The organism is Arthrobacter sp. TmtSoilC51 (assembly GCF_055388015.1).
Map to the genome: position 1 here is coordinate 1,742,413 of NZ_AP035877.1, position 24,736 is coordinate 1,767,148.

Annotated in this window: 22 protein-coding genes; 13 read left to right on the plus strand and 9 right to left on the minus strand. The window is 61.6% G+C overall.

Annotated features, from left to right (window positions below; genetic code table 11):
* The first annotated feature begins 79 nt into the window (after window positions 1-79).
* Genes ACZ5G6_RS07935 through ACZ5G6_RS07965 form a run of 7 tightly spaced genes read left to right on the plus strand, consistent with a single transcriptional unit; the run spans window position 80 to window position 8,019 of the window.
* Complete coding sequence (locus ACZ5G6_RS07935) at window positions 80-1,690, plus strand: carboxyl transferase domain-containing protein (RefSeq protein WP_498690618.1); 1,611 nt, start codon at window positions 80-82, stop codon at window positions 1,688-1,690.
* Between the two features lie 2 nt (window positions 1,691-1,692).
* Window positions 1,693-3,900 carry an acetyl/propionyl/methylcrotonyl-CoA carboxylase subunit alpha gene (locus ACZ5G6_RS07940; protein WP_498690619.1) on the plus strand — a complete coding sequence of 736 codons (2,208 nt, stop codon included), beginning with the start codon at window positions 1,693-1,695 and terminating at the stop codon, window positions 3,898-3,900.
* Window positions 3,897-5,060 carry an acyl-CoA dehydrogenase family protein gene (locus tag ACZ5G6_RS07945; protein ID WP_223936519.1) on the plus strand — a complete coding sequence of 388 codons (1,164 nt, stop codon included), beginning with the start codon at window positions 3,897-3,899 and terminating at the stop codon, window positions 5,058-5,060. The genes ACZ5G6_RS07940 and ACZ5G6_RS07945 overlap by 4 nt, the downstream gene beginning before the upstream one ends.
* 20 nt (window positions 5,061-5,080) lie before the next feature.
* Window positions 5,081-5,869, plus strand: a complete 789-nt coding sequence (locus ACZ5G6_RS07950; protein ID WP_498690621.1) for a CoA transferase subunit A — start codon at window positions 5,081-5,083, stop codon at window positions 5,867-5,869.
* On the plus strand, window positions 5,866-6,618 hold the full coding sequence (locus ACZ5G6_RS07955) for a CoA transferase subunit B (RefSeq protein WP_498690624.1): 753 nt from the start codon (window positions 5,866-5,868) through the stop codon (window positions 6,616-6,618). Before ACZ5G6_RS07950 ends, ACZ5G6_RS07955 begins: the two co-directional genes overlap by 4 nt.
* The gene (locus tag ACZ5G6_RS07960) at window positions 6,615-7,100 is read left to right on the plus strand and encodes a MaoC family dehydratase (RefSeq protein WP_223936522.1); all 486 of its coding nucleotides are present in this window, start codon (window positions 6,615-6,617) and stop codon (window positions 7,098-7,100) included. Before ACZ5G6_RS07955 ends, ACZ5G6_RS07960 begins: the two co-directional genes overlap by 4 nt.
* A 43-nt stretch (window positions 7,101-7,143) precedes the next feature.
* On the plus strand, window positions 7,144-8,019 hold the full coding sequence (locus ACZ5G6_RS07965; protein WP_498690626.1) for an HpcH/HpaI aldolase/citrate lyase family protein: 876 nt from the start codon (window positions 7,144-7,146) through the stop codon (window positions 8,017-8,019).
* A gap of 84 nt (window positions 8,020-8,103) precedes the next feature.
* Here the strand turns inward: ACZ5G6_RS07965 and ACZ5G6_RS07970 are convergent, their stop codons facing one another.
* From ACZ5G6_RS07970 to ACZ5G6_RS08005, 8 genes are all read right to left on the minus strand, one after another.
* A complete protein-coding gene (locus ACZ5G6_RS07970; protein ID WP_223933130.1) occupies window positions 8,104-9,324 on the minus strand; it encodes an integrase core domain-containing protein in 1,221 nt (406 codons plus the stop codon).
* Between the two features lie 155 nt (window positions 9,325-9,479).
* On the minus strand, window positions 9,480-10,616 hold the full coding sequence (locus tag ACZ5G6_RS07975) for a Gfo/Idh/MocA family protein (protein WP_498690628.1): 1,137 nt from the start codon (window positions 10,614-10,616) through the stop codon (window positions 9,480-9,482).
* Window positions 10,601-11,302 (minus strand): ThuA domain-containing protein, encoded by a 702-nt coding sequence (locus ACZ5G6_RS07980; RefSeq protein ID WP_223936525.1) that lies wholly within the window; start codon window positions 11,300-11,302, stop codon window positions 10,601-10,603. The genes ACZ5G6_RS07975 and ACZ5G6_RS07980 overlap by 16 nt, the downstream gene beginning before the upstream one ends.
* 57 nt (window positions 11,303-11,359) lie before the next feature.
* A complete protein-coding gene (locus ACZ5G6_RS07985) occupies window positions 11,360-12,364 on the minus strand; it encodes a sugar phosphate isomerase/epimerase family protein (protein WP_223936526.1) in 1,005 nt (334 codons plus the stop codon).
* Between the two features lie 11 nt (window positions 12,365-12,375).
* A complete protein-coding gene (locus ACZ5G6_RS07990; protein WP_223936527.1) occupies window positions 12,376-13,572 on the minus strand; it encodes a Gfo/Idh/MocA family protein in 1,197 nt (398 codons plus the stop codon).
* A 33-nt stretch (window positions 13,573-13,605) separates the two neighbouring features.
* A complete protein-coding gene (locus tag ACZ5G6_RS07995; RefSeq protein WP_223936528.1) occupies window positions 13,606-14,511 on the minus strand; it encodes a carbohydrate ABC transporter permease in 906 nt (301 codons plus the stop codon).
* Window position 14,512: 1 nt separating this feature from the next.
* Complete coding sequence (locus ACZ5G6_RS08000) at window positions 14,513-15,442, minus strand: carbohydrate ABC transporter permease (RefSeq protein ID WP_498690631.1); 930 nt, start codon at window positions 15,440-15,442, stop codon at window positions 14,513-14,515.
* Window positions 15,439-16,764, minus strand: a complete 1,326-nt coding sequence (locus ACZ5G6_RS08005) for an extracellular solute-binding protein (RefSeq protein ID WP_223936530.1) — start codon at window positions 16,762-16,764, stop codon at window positions 15,439-15,441. Before ACZ5G6_RS08005 ends, ACZ5G6_RS08000 begins: the two co-directional genes overlap by 4 nt.
* 252 nt (window positions 16,765-17,016) lie before the next feature.
* On the opposite strand from ACZ5G6_RS08005, the gene ACZ5G6_RS08010 reads away from it, so the two are divergent.
* On the plus strand, window positions 17,017-18,174 hold the full coding sequence (locus ACZ5G6_RS08010) for a LacI family DNA-binding transcriptional regulator (RefSeq protein WP_498690633.1): 1,158 nt from the start codon (window positions 17,017-17,019) through the stop codon (window positions 18,172-18,174).
* Here ACZ5G6_RS08010 and ACZ5G6_RS08015 read toward each other — a convergent pair.
* Entirely contained in the window at window positions 18,146-19,633 is a 1,488-nt protein-coding gene (locus ACZ5G6_RS08015; RefSeq protein ID WP_498690635.1) for a lipase maturation factor family protein, read from the minus strand. The two genes, ACZ5G6_RS08010 and ACZ5G6_RS08015, sit on opposite strands and share 29 nt — an antisense overlap.
* A gap of 92 nt (window positions 19,634-19,725) precedes the next feature.
* Here ACZ5G6_RS08015 and dxr point away from each other — a divergent pair, with 92 nt between their 5' ends.
* The 5 genes from dxr to ACZ5G6_RS08040 all read left to right on the plus strand — a co-directional run bounded on the left by dxr (window position 19,726) and on the right by ACZ5G6_RS08040 (window position 24,726).
* Complete coding sequence (dxr, locus tag ACZ5G6_RS08020) at window positions 19,726-20,910, plus strand: 1-deoxy-D-xylulose-5-phosphate reductoisomerase (RefSeq protein WP_498690638.1); 1,185 nt, start codon at window positions 19,726-19,728, stop codon at window positions 20,908-20,910.
* Window positions 20,911-20,961: 51 nt separating this feature from the next.
* Window positions 20,962-22,293 carry a M50 family metallopeptidase gene (locus tag ACZ5G6_RS08025; protein ID WP_223936534.1) on the plus strand — a complete coding sequence of 444 codons (1,332 nt, stop codon included), beginning with the start codon at window positions 20,962-20,964 and terminating at the stop codon, window positions 22,291-22,293.
* Window positions 22,294-22,375: 82 nt separating this feature from the next.
* Window positions 22,376-22,669 (plus strand): YciI family protein, encoded by a 294-nt coding sequence (locus ACZ5G6_RS08030; RefSeq protein WP_498690640.1) that lies wholly within the window; start codon window positions 22,376-22,378, stop codon window positions 22,667-22,669.
* A 49-nt stretch (window positions 22,670-22,718) separates the two neighbouring features.
* Complete coding sequence (gene ispG / locus ACZ5G6_RS08035; RefSeq protein WP_216925300.1) at window positions 22,719-23,885, plus strand: flavodoxin-dependent (E)-4-hydroxy-3-methylbut-2-enyl-diphosphate synthase; 1,167 nt, start codon at window positions 22,719-22,721, stop codon at window positions 23,883-23,885.
* Window positions 23,848-24,726, plus strand: coding sequence for a GNAT family N-acetyltransferase (locus ACZ5G6_RS08040; RefSeq protein WP_498691808.1), 879 nt, complete (start codon window positions 23,848-23,850; stop codon window positions 24,724-24,726). The genes ispG and ACZ5G6_RS08040 overlap by 38 nt, the downstream gene beginning before the upstream one ends.
* Window positions 24,727-24,736: the final 10 nt, after the last annotated feature.

Below are 24,736 nucleotides of genomic sequence, written 5' to 3' on the forward strand. Positions count from 1 at the left end.
AGTTAATAAAGACTAACCTAAATTTCAGTTACGTGGCACTAACCGAAATGGCCTGGGGCCGGGAATGGAACAGCGGTCAATGGAGACAATTGCCAGCTTGGCAGGAACCGATAGCGGCACCTTTGAAGCCAACCAGGAAGCACAGTTGGCGCTCGTAGGGGAATTGAAGGAACGCCTAGCCACAGCAGCTCTCGGGGGACCCGTGAAATCCAGGGAGCGGCACGTCGCCCGTGGAAAGTTGTTGCCCCGGGAGCGAATCGACTACCTCCTGGATGAGGGCAGTCCCTTCCTGGAGATTGCGCCTTTGGCCGCCAACGGAATGTACGACGACGATTCGCCGGGCGCCGGGGTCATCGCGGGGATCGGCCTGGTCCATGGACGCCACGTGCTGGTGATTTCCAATGACGCCACGGTCAAGGGCGGCACGTATTACCCCATGACCGTCAAGAAGCACCTCAGGGCCCAGGAAATCGCCCTGGAAAACAAGCTTCCGTGTATCTACCTGGTGGATTCCGGGGGAGCATTCCTGCCCAAGCAGGACGAGGTCTTCCCGGACAAGGAACACTTCGGCCGGATCTTCTATAACCAGGCCAGAATGTCCGCGGCCAAAATCCCGCAGATCGCCTCCGTCATGGGCTCCTGCACGGCCGGCGGGGCATATGTGCCGGCCATGAGCGACGAGACTGTGATCGTCCGCAACCAGGGCACCATTTTCCTCGGTGGGCCGCCCCTGGTGAAGGCAGCCATTGGCGAGATTGTGACCGCTGAGGAGTTGGGCGGCGGTGAGGTGCATTCAAGAATTTCCGGAGTCACTGACCATCTGGCCGAAAACGACCAGCATGCGCTGGAGATCGTCCGGGACATCGTGGCGACGTTACCCAAGCCGGCCCAGCCGGCCTGGGACGTGTCCGACGTCGTCCTGCCGCCCGTCGTCGATCCTTCAGAGATCTACGGCGTGGTTCCCACGGACGTCAACGCCCAATACGATGTCCGCGAAGTGATCGCACGGCTCGTGGACGGCTCCGAGTTCCATGAGTTCAAGAAGAACTACGGCACCACCCTGGTGACCGGGTTCGCGCACCTGCACGGCCATCCCGTTGGTATCGTGGCCAACAACGGCGTCCTGTTCAGTGAGTCCTCACTCAAGGGCGCCCATTTCATCGAACTCTGCGATCAGCGCGGGATCCCCCTGATCTTCCTGCAGAACCTCTCCGGGTTCATGGTGGGCAAGGACTACGAGCAAGGCGGCATCGCCAAGAACGGCGCCAAGATGGTCACCGCAGTCGCAACAGCCAGGGTGCCCAAGCTGACCGTCGTTATCGGTGGTTCCTTCGGCGCCGGAAACTACTCCATGTGCGGGCGGGCCTACTCGCCGCGTTTCCTGTGGATGTGGCCGGCGGCGCGGATCTCGGTGATGGGCGGAAACCAGGCCTCCAGCGTCCTCGCCACGGTCAAGAGGGATCAGTACGAGTCCGCCGGCCAGGAATGGTCCGCTGAGGACGAGGAAGCCTTCAAAGCCCCCATCAAGCAGCAGTATGAGGACCAAGGCAGCCCGTACTACTCCACCGCAAGGCTGTGGGATGACGGCATCATCGATCCCGCAGACACTCGCCGCGTCCTGGGAATGGCCCTGGATGTCGTGTCCCGCCAACAACTGCCCGAGACCTCCTTCGGTCTCTTCAGGATGTGAGCATGACCCTGCCAACAGCACCTAACGCCAACCCGGCGTCCCGACCGTTCAACGCCGTTCTCGTCGCCAATCGAGGCGAGATCGCTTGCCGCGTGATCCGAACCCTGAAGGACATGGGCATCCGCTCCGTCGCCGTCTACTCGGACGCAGACAAGCACGCCAAGCACGTCGCGCTCGCCGATACTGCAGTAGCTATCGGCGGGACGGCGCCGTCGGAGAGCTACTTGAAAATCGATGCCATCATCGATGCCTGCCGCCGCAGCGGTGCGCAGGCAGTCCACCCCGGTTACGGCTTCCTCTCCGAGAATGTGGAGTTCGCGAAAGCCCTGGACGCCGCAGGTATCACGTTCATCGGTCCTGCTGTTGACGCGATCGAGGTTATGGGCGACAAGATCCGCTCCAAGAATCACGTCATGGCTTACGACGTCCCCTGCGTGCCCGGCATTGCGCTACCCGGACTCACGGACCAGGAACTGATCGATGCTGCGCCCGGAATCGGGTTTCCTTTGCTCATCAAGCCCTCAGCGGGTGGTGGCGGCAAGGGGATGCACATCGTGGAGCGGCCCGAAGATATGGCCGCCGCCCTGCAGACTGCACGTCGCGTAGCAGCCTCGGCCTTTGGGGATGACACCCTGTTCCTGGAACGGCTCATCAAGGCTCCCCGCCACATCGAAGTCCAAGTCCTCGCGGACAACCACGGAAACGTCATCCACCTTGGCGAGCGCGAATGCTCCCTCCAACGGCGTCACCAGAAAGTCATCGAAGAAGCCCCCTCGGCACTCTTCGGATCGCTGGTGGACGGCGCCGATGAACGGGCGCGGATCGGCGAGGCTGCCTGCAACGCCGCGCGCTCGGTCAAATACAGCGGTGCCGGAACCGTGGAATTCCTGGTGTCCGATGAAAACCCGGGCGAGTTCTTCTTCATGGAAATGAACACCAGGCTCCAGGTGGAGCATCCCGTCACAGAGATGGTCACCGGGGTGGACCTCGTTGAATGGCAGGTGAGGATCGCCGCCGGTGAGGTGCTCACCGTGGCGCAGTCCGACGTCGTACTTAAGGGCCACGCCGTGGAGGCGAGGGTCTACGCCGAGGTGCCCGAACGGAACTTCATGCCCTCCATGGGACGCGTGGTGGGGCTTGCCGAGAATGGCACGGCGGATCCCAAGGTGCTCGGAGAGCAGCGCGCCCACGCCAATGTCCGGATCGACTCGGCCATGCGCGACAACCTTCTGATCACGGGCGACTACGATCCCATGCTGGCCAAGGTCGTTGCCTGGGGCGAAGACCGAACCGGTGCCCTGGACACCCTGGACGCTGCGTTGGGCCGGTACACCCTGCTTGGCGTCGACACGAATGTGGAGTATTTGCGGCTGCTGATCAATGATCCCGACGTCCGTGCCGGTCACTTGGACACGGGGTTGATCGAACGAAAGCTGCCGTCCATGGAGTTCAGGCACGCGGGCGCCAACGAATTGATTGCTGCCGCATTGACGCTGTGGCTCGAAAAGAAGGCGACGTTGGGTGCTTCTACCCTCGCCGGTAGCGCCTGGAGTTCGCCGGACTCGTGGCGCATCGGCCGGCGCGCCGCTTGGACAGCCAGCTTCGGACTGCCTGGGGGCGGCACCGCCACAGTTGCGTTGACTGAGGACTCGGGCATTTTCACGGCAGTCATCGACCACGGCCCCGAAGCGGGACGCGCCGCCAAAGTCACAGTCGTGGAGCGCACTGGGGACGGCATCGTCCTGGAGATCGACGGCGGTTCGGTCACCTATGCGGTAGGCGCAGCGCCCGAGGGGGTCAGTGCGGCCCGCGAGATCTACGTTGGCAACGATGGCTGGGCCTGCCGCCTGCAAGTCCTGGACCGTGCCGAACGTCTCCGGCGGATGCTTGCCGGGATCCAGCGTGAAGAAGGCGCCGCAGACCCGGAAGTGCGATCGCCGATGCCGGGGACTGTGGTGTCCGTGGCAGTGGCCAACGGAGACGTGGTCAAAGAGGGGCAGGCACTCCTGGCCGTCGAGGCCATGAAAATGGAGCACCAATTGGTGGCATCGGTTTCCGGAACCGTCCACCTCACCAGCAAACCCGGCGACCTGGTCAAAGCGGACCAGGTGCTCGCCACTATTCACGTAGCCGATCCTCTTGAAGGATCCGCAGAAACCGCCGCAGACACAAACAAGCCCGCAAACACAAACAAGGAAGTCCAGCCATGAGCACTTTTGACCTCAACGAGGAGTACCAGGACCTCAGCGATTCCGTCCGCGAATTCGCGGACGAAGTGGTGGCTCCTGTGTCCGCCAAGCACGACGAAGAACACAGCTTCCCCTATGAAGTGATCAAGCAAATGGGGGAGATGGGGCTGTTCGGTCTGCCGTTTCCGGAGGAGTTTGGTGGAATGGGCGGGGATTATTTCGCCTTGGCGCTGGCTTTGGAACAGCTGGGCCGGGTGGACCAGTCCGTAGCTATCACGCTGGAGGCCGGCGTGTCCCTCGGCGCCATGCCCGTGTACCGTTTCGGCACGCAGGAACAGAAGGAGCGCTGGCTCCCGGAATTGGCATCCGGACGATCCTTGGCAGGATTCGGTTTGACTGAGCGGGAAGCCGGTTCCGATGCCGGCGGCACCAAGACCCACGCCCACGTGGAGAACGGCGAATGGGTCATCAACGGCAACAAGGAGTTCATTACGAACTCCGGCACGGACATCACCACGTTGGTCACGGTCACCGCCGTCACCGGCAAGACGGAAAACGCGGACGGCAGCACCAAGAAAGAAATCTCAACTATCCTGGTGCCCACCGAAACGCCGGGCTTCAGGGCCGAGAAGGCCTACAACAAGGTGGGCTGGAACGCCTCGGATACACATCCACTGACTTTGGACAACGTCCACGTTCCTGAGGCGAACCTCCTGGGCCAGCGGGGCCGGGGATATGCCAACTTCCTGTCCATCCTGGATGAGGGCCGCATCGCCATTGCGGCCTTGGGTACCGGCGCGGCGCAGGGCTGCGTGGACCTTTCGGTGAAATACGCCAAGGAACGCAGCGCCTTTGGGCAGAACATTGGCAAGTACCAGGCCATCCAATTCAAGATCGCCAGGATGCAGGCCAGGGCCCACACGGCTCGTTTGGCTTACTACGACGCGGCGGCAAGGATGCTGGCCGGCAAGCCGTTCAAGACTGAAGCCGCCATCGCTAAGATGGTCGCAGGCGAGGCAGCCATGGACAACGCGCGGGACGCCACCCAGGTGTTCGGTGGCTATGGCTTCATCAACGAGTTCACGGTGGCGCGCCATTACCGCGATTCCAAGATCCTTGAAGTCGGGGAGGGCACCACCGAGGTCCAGTTGATGCTCATCGCCCGCGAGCTGGGTCTGTAACCGTACGGGAAGGATCAAGGATGATTGACAAGGTTGTTGCCAGCGCCGCGGAAGCGGTGAAGGACATCCCGGACGGCGCCTCGCTCGCCGTTGGCGGTTTTGGCTTATGCGGTATCCCCGTCTCACTCATCGACGCACTCCACAGCCAAGGCACCACGGACCTCGAAACCGTCAGCAACAACTGCGGGGTGGACGACTGGGGCCTAGGCATCCTCCTCAGGGACGGACGTATCCGCCGTACCATCAGCTCGTACGTGGGAGAGAACAAGGAATTCGCCCGGCAGTATCTTGCGGGGGAGTTGGAAGTTGTCCTGACCCCGCAAGGCACCCTGGCCGAGAAACTGCGGGCCGGCGGTGCAGGCATTCCCGCCTTTTACACCAAGGCAGGCGTGGGAACCCAAGTGTCCGAGGGCGGCTTGCCGCAAAAGTACGACGCCGAAGGGAACGTTGCGATTGCCTCCGCGCCTAAGGAGGTGCGCACCTTCAATGACGCCGACTACGTGCTGGAAGAGTCGCTGACTCCGGACTTCGGCTTGGTCCATGCGTGGAAGGGCGACCGCCACGGAAACCTCGTTTTCCATGCAGCAGCCATGAACTTCAACCCGCTCTGTGCCATGGCCGCCAAGACGACCATCGCCGAAGTCGAAGAGCTTGTGGAAACCGGCGAGCTCGACCCCGAGCACATCCACACTCCGGGCATTTTCGTCCAGCGGGTGGTGGTGGCCCCCTCCACGGAGAAACGGATTGAGAAACGGACGGTGGCTCTGGCCACCAGCCAAGCAACCGGGCAGGCAGGAGCATCACAGTGAACGACAACACGTATCAGGACGTCCCGCCCCGCCCCGAAGCCGTGCGGCACGAGTATCGCCGTGCCGACGTCGAACATCACGAGGCCAAAGGCTGGAGCCGCAACGAACTTGCCGCACGGGTAGCCCATGAACTCACCAACGGCCAGTACGTGAACCTGGGGATCGGGATGCCCACGCTGATCCCCAACTACATTCCCGCGGGGGTGGAAGTGATCCTCCACTCCGAGAACGGCATTCTGGGTGTAGGCCCGTACCCTGCCGAGGACCAGGTTGACCCGGACCTCATCAACGCAGGCAAGGAAACTGTCACTACCAAACCAGGGGCCGCATTCTTCGATTCGGCCTCGTCCTTTGGCATGATCCGTGGCGGCCACGTGGATGTGGCGGTCCTGGGGGCCATGGAAGTGGCGGCCAACGGCGATCTTGCCAACTGGATGATTCCCGGGAAGATGGTCAAGGGCATGGGCGGCGCCATGGACCTTGTGTTCGGTGCCAAGAAGGTCATCGTCATGATGGAGCACGTGGACCGCAACGGCAGGCCCAAGATCGTCAAGGACTGCACCCTGCCCCTGACGGGCAAGGGCTGCGTGGACCGGATCATCACCGACCTTGCCGTGATCGACGTCGTCAAGGACGAAGGGGAGCCGCGGCTGGTCCTTCGCGAGCTGGCCCCCAACGTCACCTTGGACGATGTGGTGGCAGCCACCGGTGCTGAACTTTTCGAAGAGGACCAGGAACTCACCGTATGACGCGGGTTGTTGAGCAGCGCGGACTGTACTTCGATGAGCTTGAAGAGGGCGTGATCTACGCGCACAGGCCCGGACGAACCGTGACGGAGACGGACAATGTCCTGTTCACCACCTTGACCATGAACTCCCAGGCGCTGCATCTGGACGCAGCCTGGAGCTCGGCGCAGCCGTTCGGGCAGCGGCTGATGAACTCTATGTTCACACTGTCCACGATGGTGGGGCAGTCGGTGACCCAGCTGACGCAGGGCACCATTATCGCCCAGCTGGGGCTGACGGATGTCACCTTTCCGCACCCGCTCTATCACGGGGATACCCTGTACACGGAAACGGTGATCACCGGTAAACGGTTGTCGTCCTCGCGTCCCGGCCAGGGCGTGGTGACCATGCAACATACCGGCAGGAACCAGGACGGAGTGGTGGTGGCACTTGCCACCCGTACCTGCCTGATGTGGACCGAGGAAGCGCACACCGCGCAGTCCTAGGCCGTTTCCCGCATTGTCAGTATTCCAGCAGCAAGGAACCGTTATGCCTTCTCCCGACTCGCCCCTCCACGGAGCGGTTGCGCCGTTCACTATGGGGCCGGCACTCCTGTTTTGCCCAGCTGACCGGCCGGAACGTTTCGGCAAGGCAGCGGAGCGCTCGGACGCCGTGATCCTTGACCTCGAGGATGCCGTTGCTCCGGGGGACAAACAGCGTGCCCGGGGCGCGATCCTCGGGCAGCTCGGATCCGATGGGGACGCCGCTGAGCTTGACCCCAGCCGGACGATTATCCGCGTTAATCCTGTGGGCTCGGCCGAATTCGAGAAGGATCTCCACAGCCTGGCGCACTCTCCCTACCGCACTGTCATGCTCGCCAAAGCGGAGAGTGCCGAGCAGCTCAGGGCGCTTGAGGGCTACCGCGTGATTGCGCTCTGCGAAACAGCCGCCGGCGTCGTCAATGCTTCAGCCATCGCAGCGGAACCCAACGTCGTTGCCTTGATGTGGGGCGCGGAGGACCTGTTGGCCTCCTTGGGCGGTCTCTCCAGCAGGAACGACGACGGCGGCTACCGCGCTGTGGCCCTGCACTCGCGGTCCGCTGTGCTGCTTGCCGCCAAGGCCGCGGGCAAGGAAGCCATCGACTCCGTCTATGTGAACATCCCCGATCTCCAGGGCCTGGCGGCGGAGTCCTTGGACGCCGTGGCCAGCGGTTTCGGTGCCAAGGCCTGCATCCACCCGAGCCAGGTGACAACAGTACGCGAGGCCTACGCGCCATCGCCTGAAGCCGTGACTGAGGCCGCGGAGCTTCTCGACGCAGCGTCTGCAGCCGGGACAGGTGTCTTCCAGTTCAAGGGCAAGATGATCGACGGCCCCATCCTCAAGCATGCCGAGGCAACTCTGCGCCGGGCCCGGCACGCGAGATGACAGTTAATACCAATGTTCTTCGGTGTCATGTCTCAGGACATTGAGGACACTTCGAGTCTCAGGACTTCGTGGACACTGTATGTCTCATGACGTCGTGGACACTTGGTTCGCCATGAAGCCGCGGGGTTTGTTGTTGCCTATGTATTTGGTTCCTCTTGGCGGGCGCGGATGGGAAATGATTTCGGTTCCGTGCCCGTCGAAGAACATGATGCGTTGTGCGTCGTAGAGGATGTGGATTGTTTCTCCGGCGCGGTCTCTGCCTACTTGGAAGTGCGTGCCCACGACCGTGACGACGCCCAGGCGGCTGACGGTTCTTCGTACGGTTCGCCGGATCTGGGTTTTGATCTCAGAGATCACGGGGACCGAGGGGGCGGGCACTTTCTCGGTGGCTTCCCAAGCCTGTTGGGGAGTCATTCGGGCCGGCAGTGCCTGATGTTCACGCTCGGTGTTGTAGTAGTGGTCGAAGGTGTCGACCTGGGCTTGAAGATCCTTGATCGTTGAAGCCGGTTTTTGCTTGTGCAGAAACCGGTGCAGTGTGCGGTGGAATCGTTCGTTCTTGCCCTGGGTGGTGGGCTTGTAGGGCTTGCCCGTGATCGGTTCGACTCCGAGAGATCTCAGGTAGTCCACCAATGCCCCGCTTCGTCCCCTGCGTGTGGGGTTCAGGGCCATGCCGTTGTCGGAGAGAAACTTCCGGGGAACCCCGTGTTTACTGATGGCATGTTTGACCACCCGCAGGGCCGCTTCGCTCGTTTCTCCGGCCGCAACCAGTGACGCCAAGGCCAAGCGTGAATGATCATCAATGAGCTGGAAAATCACAACCTTCCGCCCGTTTTCCAGCTGCCATTCCGTGGCGTCGATCTGCCAGCAACAGTTCGGTGCGGGATATACGAACCGGCGGTAAGCGCTTCGAGGCTTCTTCCGCGGCTCCGGAACCACCATGCCGGCCTTGGTAAAGAGCCGGGCAAGCGTTGCCCGGGACGGCGGTTCCACACCGTCCCGGCGCATCCTTGCCTGAACGCTCAAAGGCCCATGGTCATGGCCTTGGGCCTCCAACGCTTCCCTCACATGCAAAGCCAACGCGGTGACCCCTGCGGGAGTAGCGTTAGGGCTGGTACGTGGCTTGGTCGAACGCATAGCCATCGCTTGTGCCGGCCCACCCGACACCGCAGCGGCCCTGACCTTATAGAACCAAGACCGTGAGACGTTGTGCTCGCGGCAGAAGGCTGCCACGGCACCTCGAGGACTCTCCTCAGGCCACGAGGCGACAAGATACCGGACCTTCATATCGGGTTTGAGTTCGCTCATGGAACGAGCAAAACCCGCACAAGTGCCCACGATGTCCCGAGACACACTGTCCACGATGTCCTGAGACAGAAGTGTCCATTAAGTCATGAGACTCCACAACCAATGTTCTTCGGGAACATTGGTATTAACTGCCAATTCGACGGGCGGCTGGAGCCCTAGGCGCGTACCGGTGCGGCGCGTACCGGCGTCGAGAGTTCCGTTAGCTCCACCATCCCTGGGCGCTTGACGGTGCTCTTGATGACTACAGCGCTCCCGTTCTTGGCGGATTCCAGCACAGACTCCATGACCTCAAGGGCGTGGAAAGCCAGTTGGCCTCCCGCGCGGGGCTCTTGTCCGGCCGGAGTGGCCGACAAGTCAGCGATGCCGAAGCCGCGGCCGGCATCAACGTAACCGGCGGATACAGGCAGCGTTTTCCACTCCTCGGCTCCCAGCTCGAACAACTGCACGTCGCCGTCGAAGTGGTTGGGATCCGGAACAACAAGCGACCCCTTCTCCCCATGGACTTCGATGTTGGGGCTCTTGGTCTTGACGGCGTCGAAGCTCATGAACAGCGTGGACAAGGCGCCGGATGCGTGCACCAACACACCTGTGACGTGGGAATCGATTTCCACCGTCACTTTTTGCCCCTTGCGGGGACCGGAACCGATGGTTCGTTCGCTGCGCGTATGGCTGGCTGCGCCCACCACCGACACTACGGGGCCGAGCAACGTGACCAGAGCGGACACGTAGTAAGGGCCCATGTCCAGCAGCGGACCCCCGCCGGGCTGGTAGTAGAAGTCGGGGTTCGGATGCCAGCGCTCGTGCCCGGGCGTAGCCATGGTTGCGGTCGCCGAAACAGGAGCGCCAATCAGGCCGTCGTCGATCGCTTTCCGGGCGGTTTGGATACCGGTGCCGAGGACAGTATCCGGGGCACAGCCGACCATCACTCCGGCCGCGTTGGCTGCCTCGAGTACTTGCCGGGCCTCGGCCGTGGTTGCCGCCAACGGCTTCTCGCCATAAACGGCCTTGCCCGCCGCGATTGCCTTGAGCGCGATGTCCGCATGCGCGGCCGGGATGGTCAGGTTGAGAACAAGTTCGACGTCGTCCGCCGCCAGCAACCCATCCACGGACAACGCACGGACGCCGTCGTAGGATTCAGCAACTGCTTCGGCACGGGCGGGATCAAGGTCCGCGACGGCTACCAGGTTGATGGCGTCCAGTCGGCGGAAGTTCGCAAGGTACTGGGCGATGATGGCGCCGCAGCCAATGATTCCTACATTCAGCGGTTTGGCTGGTTCTACCGGGATGCCCACAGCATGCCCCTTTCGATGATGGTGCGGACGTTGGAGTCCTGGAGGATTTCCACGCGGTGGCCGGGAGTGGAGACGAAGATTCTTCCCTTGCCCCACTGCCTGGTCCATATAGCAGGCGAGGTGACCTCACGGTTCCACGGGTCCCATTCGCGTACCTTCTGGGTGGTGGTGGCCAGGACGTCGATGTAGTCATCGGCCAGGACCCAATACTGCTCGGTGACGAGGTCGAAATCGCCGATTCCCTGGGTAATGGGATGCTCTGCTGCAGCCGGAAGCATGTTCACGGTGTAAGGCACATAGTTGTCTGACTGTTCACCGGTCCGTTCGTCCTGGTGCTTGCCGGGGTGGCAGGCGAACTGGCCCCCGATCAAGTGAAGGTAGTCCGAGGTGTTGCGGTAGGAATCGGCGATGCCGCCATGCCAACCGGCAAGTCCGGTGCCATTTTCGACGGCGGTGCGGAGCCCCTCGAATTCGTCCTTCTCGATGGTGGACATCGTCATGCACTGCACGATCAGGTCCACTCCGGCCATGTACTCCGCGTCAGCGTAGATTTTGGGGGATTCCTCCACCCGGACCTCGTAGCCGTTGTCCTTGAGATAGGGGATGAAGAGTTCCGTGGCTTCCACCGGCTGGTGTCCGTCCCAACCACCTCGAACCACCAGTGCGGTCTTGTTCTTGCTTGTCATGTCTTCCTTCGTAATACGTAAGCGTCCGGGTGAGTCTGTTGGTGTTCGAAAGTCGGTTCAGCGGGAGGCGAAAGCCGCGTCAAAGGCGGAAGCGGGCGGGCGGATGGTGGCAAGATCCCTGACCATGGCCAGCGCTTGTGGAGCGCCGATCAGCCGGTCCATTCCGGCGTCCTCCCATTCGATGCTGGTGGGTCCCTCATACCCGATCGAATTGAGCATCCGGAAAATGGGTTCCCAGTTCACGTCGCCATGGCCTGCAGTGACGAAGTCCCAGCCGCGGCGGGGATCCGCCCACGGCAGGTGGGATCCAAGGCGGCCGTTGCGTCCGTCGAGGTGACGTACGGATTCCTTCACATGCACGTGGAAGATCTTGTCCGCGAAGTCCTGGAGGAACATCACAGGGTCAAGGTCCTGCCAGATGAAGTGGGAGGGGTCAAAGTTCAATCCAAAGCTCTCCCTGTGCCCGATTGCTTCCAGTGTGCGTTTGGCAGTCCAGTAGTCGTAGGCGATCTCGGAAGGATGGACTTCCAATGCAAAACGGACACCCACCTCGTCAAAGACATCCAGAATGGGATTCCAACGGTCTGCGAAGTCCTGGTAGCCGCGCTCGATCATGGCTTCGGAAGCCGGCGGGAACATAGCGACGCATTTCCAGATGGACGAGCCCGTGAAACCCGTAACGGTCTTGACCCCCAGCCTTGCCGCGGCACGGGCTGTGGTCTTCATGGCGTCGGCGGCCCGCTGACGGACGCCCTCGGGATCGCCGTCGCCCCACACATCGGGCGCCAGGATGTCCCGGTGGCGCTCATCGATGGGGTCATCGCACACTGCTTGCCCGGTGAGGTGGTTGGCGATCGCGTGGACCGAGAGGTGGTGCTTCTCCAGGATGTCCAGCCTGCCTTGAAGATATGAGTCGTCTTCGACGATGAGCTGCGGGTCCAGGTGATCGCCCCAGCAGGCAATCTCCAGGCCGTCGAAGCCCCACTCGCCAGCAAGGCGCGCTACTTCCTCAAACGGCAGGTCGGCCCACTGGCCGGTAAAAAGGGTGATGGGTCGGGTCATGATGGGTCCTCTCAGACGTTCTGCCAGCGGCTCGCGTTGCCCGCGCTAGCCTCAACGGCGGCCAGCACCCTCTGAACCTGCAAGGCATCAGCGAACGACGGCGAGGGCTGCTCCCCAGCGCCGATGGCATTCACCAGGTCCACAACCTGGTGGGTGAATCCATGTTCGTAACCAAGGCCGTGCCCTGTGGGCCACCAATTGCCTGTGTACGGATGGGACGGTTCGGTGACAATGATCTTGCGGAATCCTGCGTCTGGTTCCAGGGCTGAATCGTAGACGTGAAGCGAGTTCATGTCCTCGAAGTCAAAAGCGAGTGAGCCCTTGGTCCCGTTCAGCTCCAGCCGCATGGCATTCTTGCGGCCCAAGGCAAAACGAGTGGCTTCGAAAATGCCGATTGGTCCGGCGGCAGCACCGCCGTCGTGCCTTGCGCCAAATCGCGCGGTGAACAGCGCGGCGTCGTCCACGGTGACCGGACCCTTGGGAGCGTCCGAACCGCCGCGGCCGCCGAGGCCCACGTAATCTCCACCCACAGGCCGTTCTTTCACGAACGTTTCCATCAATGCCGAGACTCCGGTGATGGTGGAGCCCGTGATCCACTGCGCGGCGTCGATACTGTGGGCGCCGATATCGCCCAGTGAACCGGAACCGGACTTGGACTTATCCAGGCGCCACGTGAGCGGCGCATCCGCGTCACTGAGCCAGTCCTGCAGGTATTGCGCCCTGACGTGACGGATGTCGCCCAGGCGCCCTTCCTCCACCATCCGCTTTGCCAGGGCCAAAGCGGGAGTGCGGCGGTAGCTGAAGCCGCACATGGACAGCACGCCGCGCCCGGCTGCCGCCCGGGCAACCGCTGTCATTTTCTCCGCCTCTTCCACTGAGTTGGCCAGTGGCTTTTCGCAGAGGACGTGCTTGCCCGCTTCGAGGGCGGCGATGGCGATCTCGGCGTGCGTGTTTCCGGGCGTGCAGATATCGATGAGGTCAATGTCATCGCGCTCAATCAGGCGGCGCCAGTCCGTTTCCACGGAATCCCAACCGTACTTACGGGCCGCAGCACGGACGCCTTCTTCGTTGCGGCCGGCCACGGCAGCCAGTTCCGGGGCGAGCGGAAGATCGAAGAACCGCGGAGCGGTCCGCCACGCGTGGGAGTGGGCGGCACCCATGAAGGCGTAGCCCACCATGCCTACACGCAAGGGTTTTGGTTCAGTCACAACAAGTCCTTTCTTGTCCTGGGTTGGCAGCTGCTACTTGCTGAAGCCTGCGGTAAGGCCACTAACCAGCTGACGGCGTCCAAGGACGTAAATCACCAGGATTGGCAGGGTGCTCAGGACGACGGAGGCAAGCACGGCAGGAATATTGACGCTGAACTCGCCTTGGAAAGTCCACAGTCCCAAGGGGAGAACACGGAGTCCGGGGCTTTGGGTAAGTACCAGCGGCAGCAGGAATCCGTTCCAGACATGCAGGCCGTTGTAAATTGCCACGGTCACTATCGCCGGGCGGGTCAAAGGCAGCGCCAACCGCCACATCGTTTGCCAGTCACTGCAGCCATCCAGCCGCATCGACTCGAACAATTCGTTCGGCACATCGCGGATGAAATTGGACAGGATCAGCACCGTCAATGGAATGGCAAACGCCACGGATGGAAGCATGATGGCAAGCAGGCTGTCATACAGATTCAGCCGGATGATCATCAGGTAGATCGGAATGATGGTTGCCTGGAGCGGAATCGCCAAGCCCATCAGGAACATACCGTTGACAAACTTCAGGTACCGGCCGCGTCCACGAACGATCGCGAAGGCGGCCATGAAGGAGATCAGCACCGTGGGGATCACGGAGCCGAGCGTGACGATGACACTGTTCATGAAGTACGTGCTGAAATTGGCCTCGAGAACCAGTTGGTAGTTCTCCAAGGTGGGAGTCGCCGGAAGAGCCAACGGGTTCTGCCCGAAGTACCCCTCAGACGTCTTCAGGCTGGTGATGACGATGTAGTAGATCGGCACAATGATGATGGCCAGCCACATCCAACCGCCAAGGCCTCCGGGTATGTTCAGCCGCCGGACCCGTGAACCGAGGCTTTGCTTGGCTTTGGTGGAGTGGGCCGGGGGAGTGGCTGGAGCGGTTTTCGAATCGCTTTGAAGGACAGTACTCACCTTACAAACCTTCCAATTGGCTGCCCTGCTTGTCCTTGCCTCCAAGGCGCTGGAGGAACAAGGCAAGGACAAGGCCTACGACGACGAGGATGACGGCAATGACACTTGCAGGGCCCATCAGGTTGGCCCGGAAGCCGCGCAAGTACATGTCGAGCGCCAGGATGCGGGTGGAGTTGCCCGGTCCGCCGCCGGTGAGGACGAAGATGAGGTCGAAGTACGTCAGCGATCCGACAACCATCAGGGTGGACGAGGTGATGATGGTGTATTTCAACTGCGGAAGCGTGATGTGGAAGAACTGCTTAAGGATTCCCGCACCATCGATCTGTGCTGCCTCGTACAGGGATTTGGGGATCTGCCGGACACCACCTTGGTAGATGAGTGTGTGGAACGGCACGAACTGCCAAGCGATCACAAAGATGACCAGGCCCAATGCCAACTGAGGGACGCCCAGCCAGTCCTGGGCCAGGAAGGGCAAGCCCAGTCCCATGGCCAGTCCAAAGTTAGGGTCCAGCAGTGCTTTATAAGCGATGGCAACTGCAGCCGAGGAGAGAAGAAGCGGCAAGAAGTACAACACGGCCAATGCAGCCCTGTAGCGCTGCGTGCCGGCAGTGAAGACTCCCAGGAGAAGGCTGATGGGGGTCTGAACCAGCCAGGAGACAATCATGATCAGGAAGGTCAGGCCCAGGGCGTTGTACAGTCCGGGGTCGGTGAGTACCGAGGACCAGTTCTCCAGTCCAGCTGCCCCGATGGCGCCGATGCCGTCCCAGTTGGCGAAGCTCAGGACCAGTACACCTACCAGCGGCGCAAGCGCGAAAACCACGAAAAAGATCACAGCAGGCAGCGTCAGCAACGCAAGTGCAGATTTTTGCTGCCCGGCTTGCTCGATTTTCCGCGATCCCGTAGCAGCCCTATGAGCGGTTGTTGAGCTCATTTGCCCAGGGTGGCGTTCATGTTCTGGGCGAACTGCTGTGGCGTGATCGACTTGAGGAAGAGTTGGTCGATGTTGTTGAGCAGGGCCTCGGCGGCGGTGGGGCTCAGGGCTTGATCCCATGACTGCTGGAAGTTCGGGGCGTTCTTGGCAAGGTCGTAGACGAAGTTCAGGAAGTCCTTGTCCGGGGACGTTGCGAGCTTGTCTTCAATTCCGTTGACGATCGGGACCGAACCGGAGTTGATGTAGGCGTCGATGACCGTTTCGGTCATGATGCCGTCCTTGAAGAACTTCTTAGCCGTTTCCTTTTCCTTGTCCGTGGCCTTGGCCGAAATGGACATGTACTGGGCGGGGTTGCCTACGCCATTCTTCGGATCTCCCTTGCCTCCCGGGACCGTCGGGAAGGTGACGAAGCCCAGTTTTCCGTTCTGGACGAAGTTCTGGCCTTCCTTCTTCATGGGTCCGTACGTCCAGGAACCTTGAAGCAACATTGCTGCTTTCCCCGTGAACAACAGCGCCTGATCCGCTTTCGAATCTGCCGTGATGGAGGAGAAGCCCTTGATGAAGCCATCGGCCGACACCAGTTCCTGGATCTTGGTGCCCGTTTCAATCACAGCCGGATCCATCCAGGCATTGGGCTTGCCTTCGAAGATCGCCTTGAACACCTCGGCGCCTCCGATGCGGTCCAGGAGGTATTCGAGCCACATCATCGAGGTCCAGCGGGATTGACCGCCCAAGGAGAACGGCGCTACGCCCATGTCGTTGAAGGTCTTTACCAGCGACATGACGTCGTCCCAGGTCTTGGGCGGCTGCACCCCTGCCTTCTCAAAGAGCTCTTTGTTGTAGAACAGGACAACGGGGGCCACGTACTGGTTGGGGAGGGCGTAGATCTTGCCGTTGACGGTGGCTGCACCGAAGGAAGCGGGGAAGAACTTGTTTTTCAGGTCCGGGTTGGCCTCGAACCAGCTGGTCAGGTCCTCCACCTGGTTGGCCTCGGCGTAGGTCTTCAACGTACCGCCACCCCAGCCGTAGACAATGGTGGGTGCCTGGCCGGCGCCGATCGCGGTCTTGATCTTCGTCTTGTACGCATCGTTCTGGAAGTACGTCACAGCGATCTTGTTGTCCGGATTCGAGGAACCGAATGCATCGACGGCCTTCTGGATGGTGGTCTGGTTCGGCTCACCGGAGAGGAACCACATGCTGGCGCCTCCTCCGCTCGCGCTGCCCGGTCCGGACGTACCGCATGCACTGGTTGCCATGACTGCGAATGGCGTAACTGCCGCGAGAGCCAGAAAAGAACGCCGTGATGATTGGAACTGCTTCATTGCTTCTCCATGTGTAGTCGCCTCGTTGGGCACGTTGCGGTGCCCATCTCCCAAAGGAGTGACCATTTCCCGAAAAATATCGAAATATTTCGGAGATGCTGTTTAGGTCACGGTCTAAACTAAAGTGCAATTCATCACACGTCAAGACTTCTTCCGGCTTTGGCAGCGCCGGACTTACAGCCTTCTTGAGCTTTCAACCGGCATCACGCATACTCGCATTGGAACGAAATATTTTCGAAAGCAGGGGGATTCATGGAACGCGAGCAACGTCCGCTCAAGCTCACTCTGGCTGCGGTGGCCAAAGAGGTGGGTGTTTCGGCACCTACGGTTTCCAAGGTGGTGAACGGCAGGGAGGACGTGGCGGAGGAAACGCGTGCACGGGTACTGGCTGCCCTGCAGCGGACCGGATACAAGTCGCCCCTCCAGCGCAAAAGTCCGCCACCCCAGCAGGCGGTTGAGGTGGTCTTCGACTCCCTGAACTCGGCCTACTCCGTGGAGGTCCTCAACGGTGTCATGGAGCACGCGGCGGTCTCGGACATGGAAGTCATCCTCTCTGTGACCAGCAGGCAAACAGCGTCACCGTTGGGCCCCGAAGAGCGGGCCCAACGCATCACCGACGAAGGCCGCAGCGGAATGATCGTGGTCACTTCCGCCTTTGGGTCCGCACAGTTGGAAGCCTTCCAACGCCGCCGGATCCCCATCGTGGTGGTGGACCCCCTTAATCCGCCACCGGCAGACGTCTTCAGCGTCGGGGCCAGCAACTGGGCCGGGGGCAAGGCCGCTGCGACCCACCTGCTCGAGTTGGGACACCGCAAGATTGCCTACATCGGCGGCCCTGCCACCGCCGAGTGCAGCCAAGCACGCTTGCACGGCTATATGGCCGCACTCATGGCGGAGGGCATCGCAGTGGACGAGGACTATGTGTCCTCGGGCGCCTTCCGGCCCGAGAATGGTGTGAAGGCCATGAAGGCGCTGCTGGCCCTTGAGGATCCGCCCACGGCAATATTCGCTGGAAGCGACAGCATCGCGCTGGGAGTTCTCGCAGAAGCCCGACGGCAGAACATCCGCATTCCGGAGGACATGAGCCTCGTCGGTTTCGACGGCACGCACCAGGCGGAGGAATCCGTTCCGCCGCTGACGTCTGTTTCGCAGCCACTGCAGGAGATGGGTCGCTCGGCCCTGCGGTTCATCCTGCGCCAGGTCCGTGGCGAGGACATCGACTCCCGCAGGGTGGAACTGGCAACGCATCTTGTAGTCCGTGAGTCCACGGCGCCACCACGGCCCCCGTCCACTGCCAAGCCCGCGTCCACTGCCAAGCCCTCGTCCGCGGCCAAGCCCTCGTCCGCGGCCAAGCCCGCGTCCGCGGCCAAGTCAGGCAGTGCTAGAGGAGCCGCCGCCGTCGAGGTGTAAGTGAGACCGGCGGAATGGCGTCATACAGCAGCACCCGCACCCAACGCTCACCAGTCTCGCGGAACTCCGCACGGCTGGCGAAACGGTAAAGATAGCTGCGCGCACGCACCCAACGCGGGCGTTCGCCGTCGAACGGGTCATGGCGAAGCAGCCCAAGCGTGGGCTTGTCCGCCTCCAACAGCCTCTCCAGGAAGGCGTAGAACCAACCCTCATGGACTGTCCGCAGGGGCAGGAACCACATGAGCCAATCAAGCCTGAGGTGGTACGGCGCCCACTGCCGCGGGAGGCGACGGACATCCCCGGGTTTGCCTTTGAATCCGTACTCCAGCCAGTGTTCGTCGGGAGCGTCCGGCTCTTCCGTCATAGTGCCTTCGACGACGATCTCGATCCGCTGCTTCGTTACCGTGCCGAACGCGCCATAGGCATTCACCAGGCGCCACCGGTTGAAGCTCGCGTTCATGAGCTGCTGGCGCGAGAAGAGGTTCAGGAGCGGCCGGTAGCTGAGGACCACCAGCAGTACCGTCACGGCAAGTACGACGCCGAGCCACCACACCGGCGTTTGGGCTCCCGGGTGCCACTCAAGCGGGATAGCGGGAAGAACCGCATGAGCCACTGGATCACTCACGGCAGCGAAGGCGAGAACGATTGCCATCCAATTCAGCCACGCAAAATTGCCGCTGCCCACCAACCAAAGCTGCGTCACGATGATTATTCCTGCCGCGATACTGGCCAGCGGCTGCGGCGCGAACAGGAAGAACGGAACCACCAACTGGGCAAAGTGGTTTCCCACCACTTCCACCTTGTGTAACGGGCGGGGGAGGAGGTGGGCCTGCCTGCTTAGCGGTCCGGGCATCGGCTGCGTCTCGTGGTGGTAGAACATGGCGGTAAGGTCCCGCCACTCACGGCCGCCCCTGATTTTGATCATTCCCGCGCCGAACTCAAGCCGGAACACCAGCCAAACAATCAGGATCAGGATGGTGGTGGGCGGTGGAACCTGGTCCGATCCAAGGAAGGCTACCGTGAAGCCAGCCTCCAGGAGCAGGATCTCCCAGCCAAAGCCATAGAACGTCTGGCCCACATTCACGATCGACATGTAGAGGAACCAGAGAGCCAGGAACGCCAGCATCGGAAGCCACGGTGGTCCCAGCTGCGGTAGGCCGACTACCAGCATCGCGGACACAGCGATTCCTACCCAACAAACTGCGCGCAGCAGGGCATCCGAGTATCGCCACTGGAAGAGGGTGGGCCGTGCCAAGCGGCGGGCCATCTCAAGGAACGAGGGGACGGGAAGCAGGCCGTGCTCGCCAAGGAGGGCGGGAAACTGGTTCATGGTGGAGAGAAAGGCAACCAGATAAAGCACAGCGGTGCCGCGTTGCAATACTTGCCGCGCAAATTCGTAGTCTTGCGCGTCAAACCAGTCCTGCGCGTCAAACCAGGCCAGCCACTCCACAAATTCCACGTTACGCGCGGGGAGGAAGTGGTCAAGCAGGGTTTTCCACTTAGCCGCATGCTGCGTTCGCAGCCTTCTGCAGCTGCTGGGATACTTAAACAATGCAGCCGCGCAAGATCGTCATCCTCGGGTCCACCGGTTCCATCGGCACACAGGCGATTGACGTCGTCGACGGCGCCCCGCACCTTTTCGAAGTGGTGGCCCTGAGCGCTGGCGGCGGGAACCTGGAACTGCTTGCCCATCAGGTTGTCCACACGCGCGCGAAGGCGGTAGGCATTGCCCAAGGCGATCCGGCAACACTTCAAGATCTGATTGACGCCGCGGCCGCGCGGAGCGGATTGGGCAGCTTTGCCCCTGAAATTTTCGTTGGGCCGGACGCGTCCACACGCATCGCGGAAGTGGACGGTGACGTGGTTCTCAACGGCATCACTGGCTCCATCGGCCTGGCGCCAACCCTGGCCGCGCTCGCATCAGGTGCCACCCTGGCGCTCGCCAACAAGGAGTCGCTGATCGTCGGTGGTGCCTTGGTGAAAGCAGCTGCCAGCCCTGGCCAGATTGTGCCTGTTGACTCCGAACATTCAGCCATCGCCCAATGCCTGCGTTCCGGCACCGAACAGGAAGTGGAGAAGTTGATTCTCACCGCCTCCGGCGGTCCTTTCCGAGGCCGAACCCGCGAGCAGCTTCACAACGTCACACCCGCTGAGGCTTTGGCGCACCCAACGTGGGACATGGGCCTCATGGTCACCACCAACTCCGCGAGCCTGGTCAATAAGGGCCTTGAAGTGATCGAGGCACATCTGCTGTTCGATGTGCCCCTGGACAGGATCGACGTCGTGGTCCATCCGCAGTCGGTAGTCCATTCCATGGTCCAGTTTGTGGATGGGTCCATCATCGCCCAGGCGTCGCCGCCTGACATGCGGCTTCCCATAGCGCTGGGGCTGGGTTGGCCCGGACGGGTTCCGCGTGCCGCCCAGGCATGTGACTGGACGCAGGCCACAAGTTGGACGTTCGAACCATTGGACTCGGTTGCGTTTCCAGCGGTGGAGCTCGCCAAGGAGGCCGCGAAGCAGGGCAGCACCTACCCTGCCGTCTTCAACGCGGCCAATGAGGAAGCCGTGGAGGCCTTCCACGCCGGTCGTATCCGCTTCACGGACATCGTGGACACGGTGGAGTCCGTCCTCAGCGAACATTCAGGTTCCTCGGAGCTTACGGTGGAGTCCGTGCTGGATGCTGAGAAGTGGGCACGCACCCGCACGCATGATCGTTTAGCCAACAGCGCCGTGTAACAGCGAAACGCGTATTAGCACAGAAACCCCTATGGAAGCAGTCCCATCGGCATGAGTCCCGTCCTTCTCTTCATCCTCGGAGTCGTCTTCGTCGCCCTTGGCGTCGCAGTGTCCATTGCTTTGCACGAGGTTGGCCACCTGGTCCCCGCGAAGCTCTTCAAAGTGCGCGTGACCAAGTACATGATCGGCTTCGGGCCTACCCTGTGGTCCAAGAAGAAGGGCGAAACGGAATACGGCTTCAAAGCTCTTCCGTTAGGCGGCTACGTGGCCATGATTGGCATGTACCCGCCCAACAAACAAGATGGCGGTGTACGTCCATCCAGCACGGGCATGTTCCAGACTCTTGCCAGCGAAGCCCGCTCGGTCGCACATGAAGAAGTGGGCCCCGGGGACGAACACAGGGTCTTTTACAAGCTGCCGGTCTGGAAGAAGATCATCATCATGCTCGGTGGACCGGCCATGAACATGTTGATCGGTTTGGTCCTCCTGGCCGTCCTTCTCATGGGATTTGGCGTCGCGACCGCCACCACCACCATCGCGGATGTTTCAAAGTGCCAGGTTGCTGCGGGGAAAACGGTGGACCCGGATTCGGCGGACTGCAAGCCAACACCTGCGGCAGCTGCCGGCCTGCAGCCGAACGACACCGTGAAGACTTTCGACGGCAAAACCGTCACCAGCTGGGATGAACTCACCAGCTGGATCCGGGCCTCCGCTGGCAGGGAGGTGCCCATCACCGTAGAGCGCAACGGCTCGGAAGTTTCCACGACCGTTACCCCCGTCTTGTCTTCACGTCCGGTTGTGGGCGCCGATGGCCGGCAGGAGCAGGACGCCAACGGCGTACTGAAGTACCAGGAGGTGGGCTTCCTGGGAATCGGCGCACAAAGCGCGTTGGTTCCCCAGCCGGCGTCCTCGGTTCTTCCCATGGCGGGAGAGAACATCAAGCAGATTTCCGGAGTGATCCTTAACCTGCCGGCCCGAGTGGTTGGTGTGGCGAAGGCCGCTTTCAGCGAGGAACCCCGTGATCCGAACGGCCCCATCAGTGTGGTTGGCGTCGGTCGGGTGGCTGGCGAAGTGGCCGCCATGGAAGAAGTACCCCTCCAATCACGTATTGGAACCTTGGTAGGGCTGCTTGCAGGGCTCAACTTCGCGCTGGCCGTCTTTAACCTCGTGCCCTTGCTGCCCCTCGACGGTGGTCATGTGGCGGGTGCGCTGTATGAGGGTGCGCGGCGCCAAGTGGCCAGGCTAAGGGGAAAGCCGGATCCCGGTGCTTTTGATATCGCGAAGCTTCTTCCCGCCACGTATGTGGTGGCAGCGCTGCTGATGGCCATGGGTGCGCTGCTGATCTACGCAGACATCGTCAAGCCAGTGAATATCTTTGGCTGATGTCTCCATGCGCTGGACGGCAGGGCCCTCCGAGGGCGGAATCGATGGCGGATCATGCGACGCGGCGGGATAGGCTAGCTTCATGACTGTTTTCGCTGTTGAGTATGTATACGTCGCCGAATCCGGCTCCCTCCGCGACGAAGCCCGCCCCGCGCACCGTGCCTGGCTGGGCGACCTCGCAGAGGACGGCACGCTGCTTGCGAGCGGCCCCTATGGTGACGGTGCCGGCGCACTGCTCATTTTCAAGGCGGCAAATGAAGCCGAACTCAACGACCTCCTGAAGCAGGATCCGTTCGCTGAAGCCGGAGTCATTGCCGGCATCCGCACCACCGAATGGGATCCCATCATCGGTGTCCTGGCTGCCCACGCGTCCTAGCTCCGGCGTCCTCCACCACAACGATCCACCCCAAACCCAAGGAGTCCACGTGACCTCGGTCAGCCTGGGAATGCCAGCAGCCCCACCCCCCGTCCTTGCCCCTCGCCGTAAGACGCGTCAGATCAAGGTTGGGTCCGTTGGCGTTGGCTCTGATTCACCCATCAGCGTGCAGTCCATGACCACAACGCCCACCACGGATATCAACGCCACGCTTCAGCAGATCGCCGAACTGACGGCCTCCGGCTGCGACATCGTCCGCGTTGCATGCCCCTCAGCCGATGATGCCGAGGCATTGCCGATCATTGCCCGGAAATCGCAGATTCCCGTGATCGCCGATATCCACTTCCAGCCGAAGTACGTTTTCGCAGCCATTGAAGCAGGATGCGCTGCGGTCCGTGTGAACCCCGGTAATATCCGGAAGTTCGATGACCAGGTCAAGGAAATCGCCGCAGCCGCAAAGGACCATGGGACGTCCATCCGCATTGGCGTCAACGCTGGTTCCCTGGAGCCGGGCATCATGAAGAAGTACGGCAAGGCAACCCCCGAAGCCCTGGTGGAGTCCGCCGTCTGGGAAGCCTCGCTCTTCGAAGAGCACGGTTTCCACGACTTCAAGATCTCCGTCAAGCACAACGACCCCGTGATCATGGTCGCGGCCTACGAGATGCTCGCGGAAAAGGGCGACTGGCCCCTGCACCTTGGCGTGACCGAAGCTGGTCCGGCCTTCCAAGGAACCATCAAGTCCGCGACTGCTTTCGGGGCACTGCTGTCCCGCGGTATCGGTGACACCATCCGTGTGTCCCTCTCGGCACCGCCCGTGGAGGAAATCAAGGTTGGCAACCAGATCCTGCAGTCATTGAACCTGCGTCCGCGCAAGCTTGAGATTGTGTCCTGCCCCTCGTGTGGCCGCGCCCAAGTGGACGTGTACACGTTGGCTGAGCAGGTAACTGCTGGCCTTGAGGGGATGGAAATTCCCCTCCGTGTCGCAGTGATGGGGTGTGTCGTCAACGGCCCCGGCGAAGCCCGCGAAGCAGACCTCGGTGTGGCCTCCGGAAACGGCAAGGGCCAGATTTTCGTGAAGGGCGAAGTCATCAAGACAGTGCCTGAAAGCGAAATTGTTGAGACACTGATCGAAGAGGCCATGCGTATCGCTGAAGAGATGGGGGAGGCCGATGGCGAAGATGCTGTCAAGGGTAGCCCCGTGGTTAGCGTCTCGTAACGAGACAGGCCTGGGGGTCAGGGTGCTCGGCAGTGCCGACACCCTGGCCCTTCGCGCGCTTGCGAGTGAGGATCCCGTTGCCAACGTCTTTATCCTGGCGCATCTGGACAGCGTAGGAACGGCAGCCCCCACCAGTGGGGGCGCGAGCGTTTTTGGCGTGTTCGACGATGACACCCTTCTGGGAGCCTGCTGGGCCGGGGCAAATCTGGTCCCCGTGCAACTCGATCCGGATCTTACGGGATACGTGGCTACGGCAGCACACCAATCCGGCAGGCGGTATGCCTCCATCTTTGGGCCTGCGGAAACAGTGCTGGCGCTCTACTCACGCTTTGAGCAGTTGGGCCACTTCGCGCACGAAGTCCGCTCCAGACAGCCCCTTTTGACCATTTCCGGTGGCCCGGCCATCGAAGCCAATCCTTTGCTGACCTTCGGCAGCATGGCGGACTTTGAACGCATCCTGCCTGCCTGCGCCGCCATGTTCGAAGAAGAAGTTGGCTACTCGCCCTTCCTGGGAGGCCAGGACTTCTATAGCAGGCGGGTTGCGGGGCTTATTCGTCAAGGGCACTCCCTGGTCCACATCGACGCCACGGGAACTGTGGTTTTCAAGGCAGAGTTGGGCGCGGTCACTCCGGACGTCACACAGGTCCAAGGCGTATGGATGAATCCTGAGATGCGTGGACACCACCAGAGCGCTGGTTACATGGCCGCCGTCGTAAATCTCTCACGTACGTTCGCGCCCGTGACGAGCCTGTACGTCAACGACTACAACGCCAAAGCGCGCGCTACCTACGAAAGGGTGGGCTTCGAGCAAGTCGGTACGTTCGCAACGGTCTTGTTCTAGCAGTTCTTGG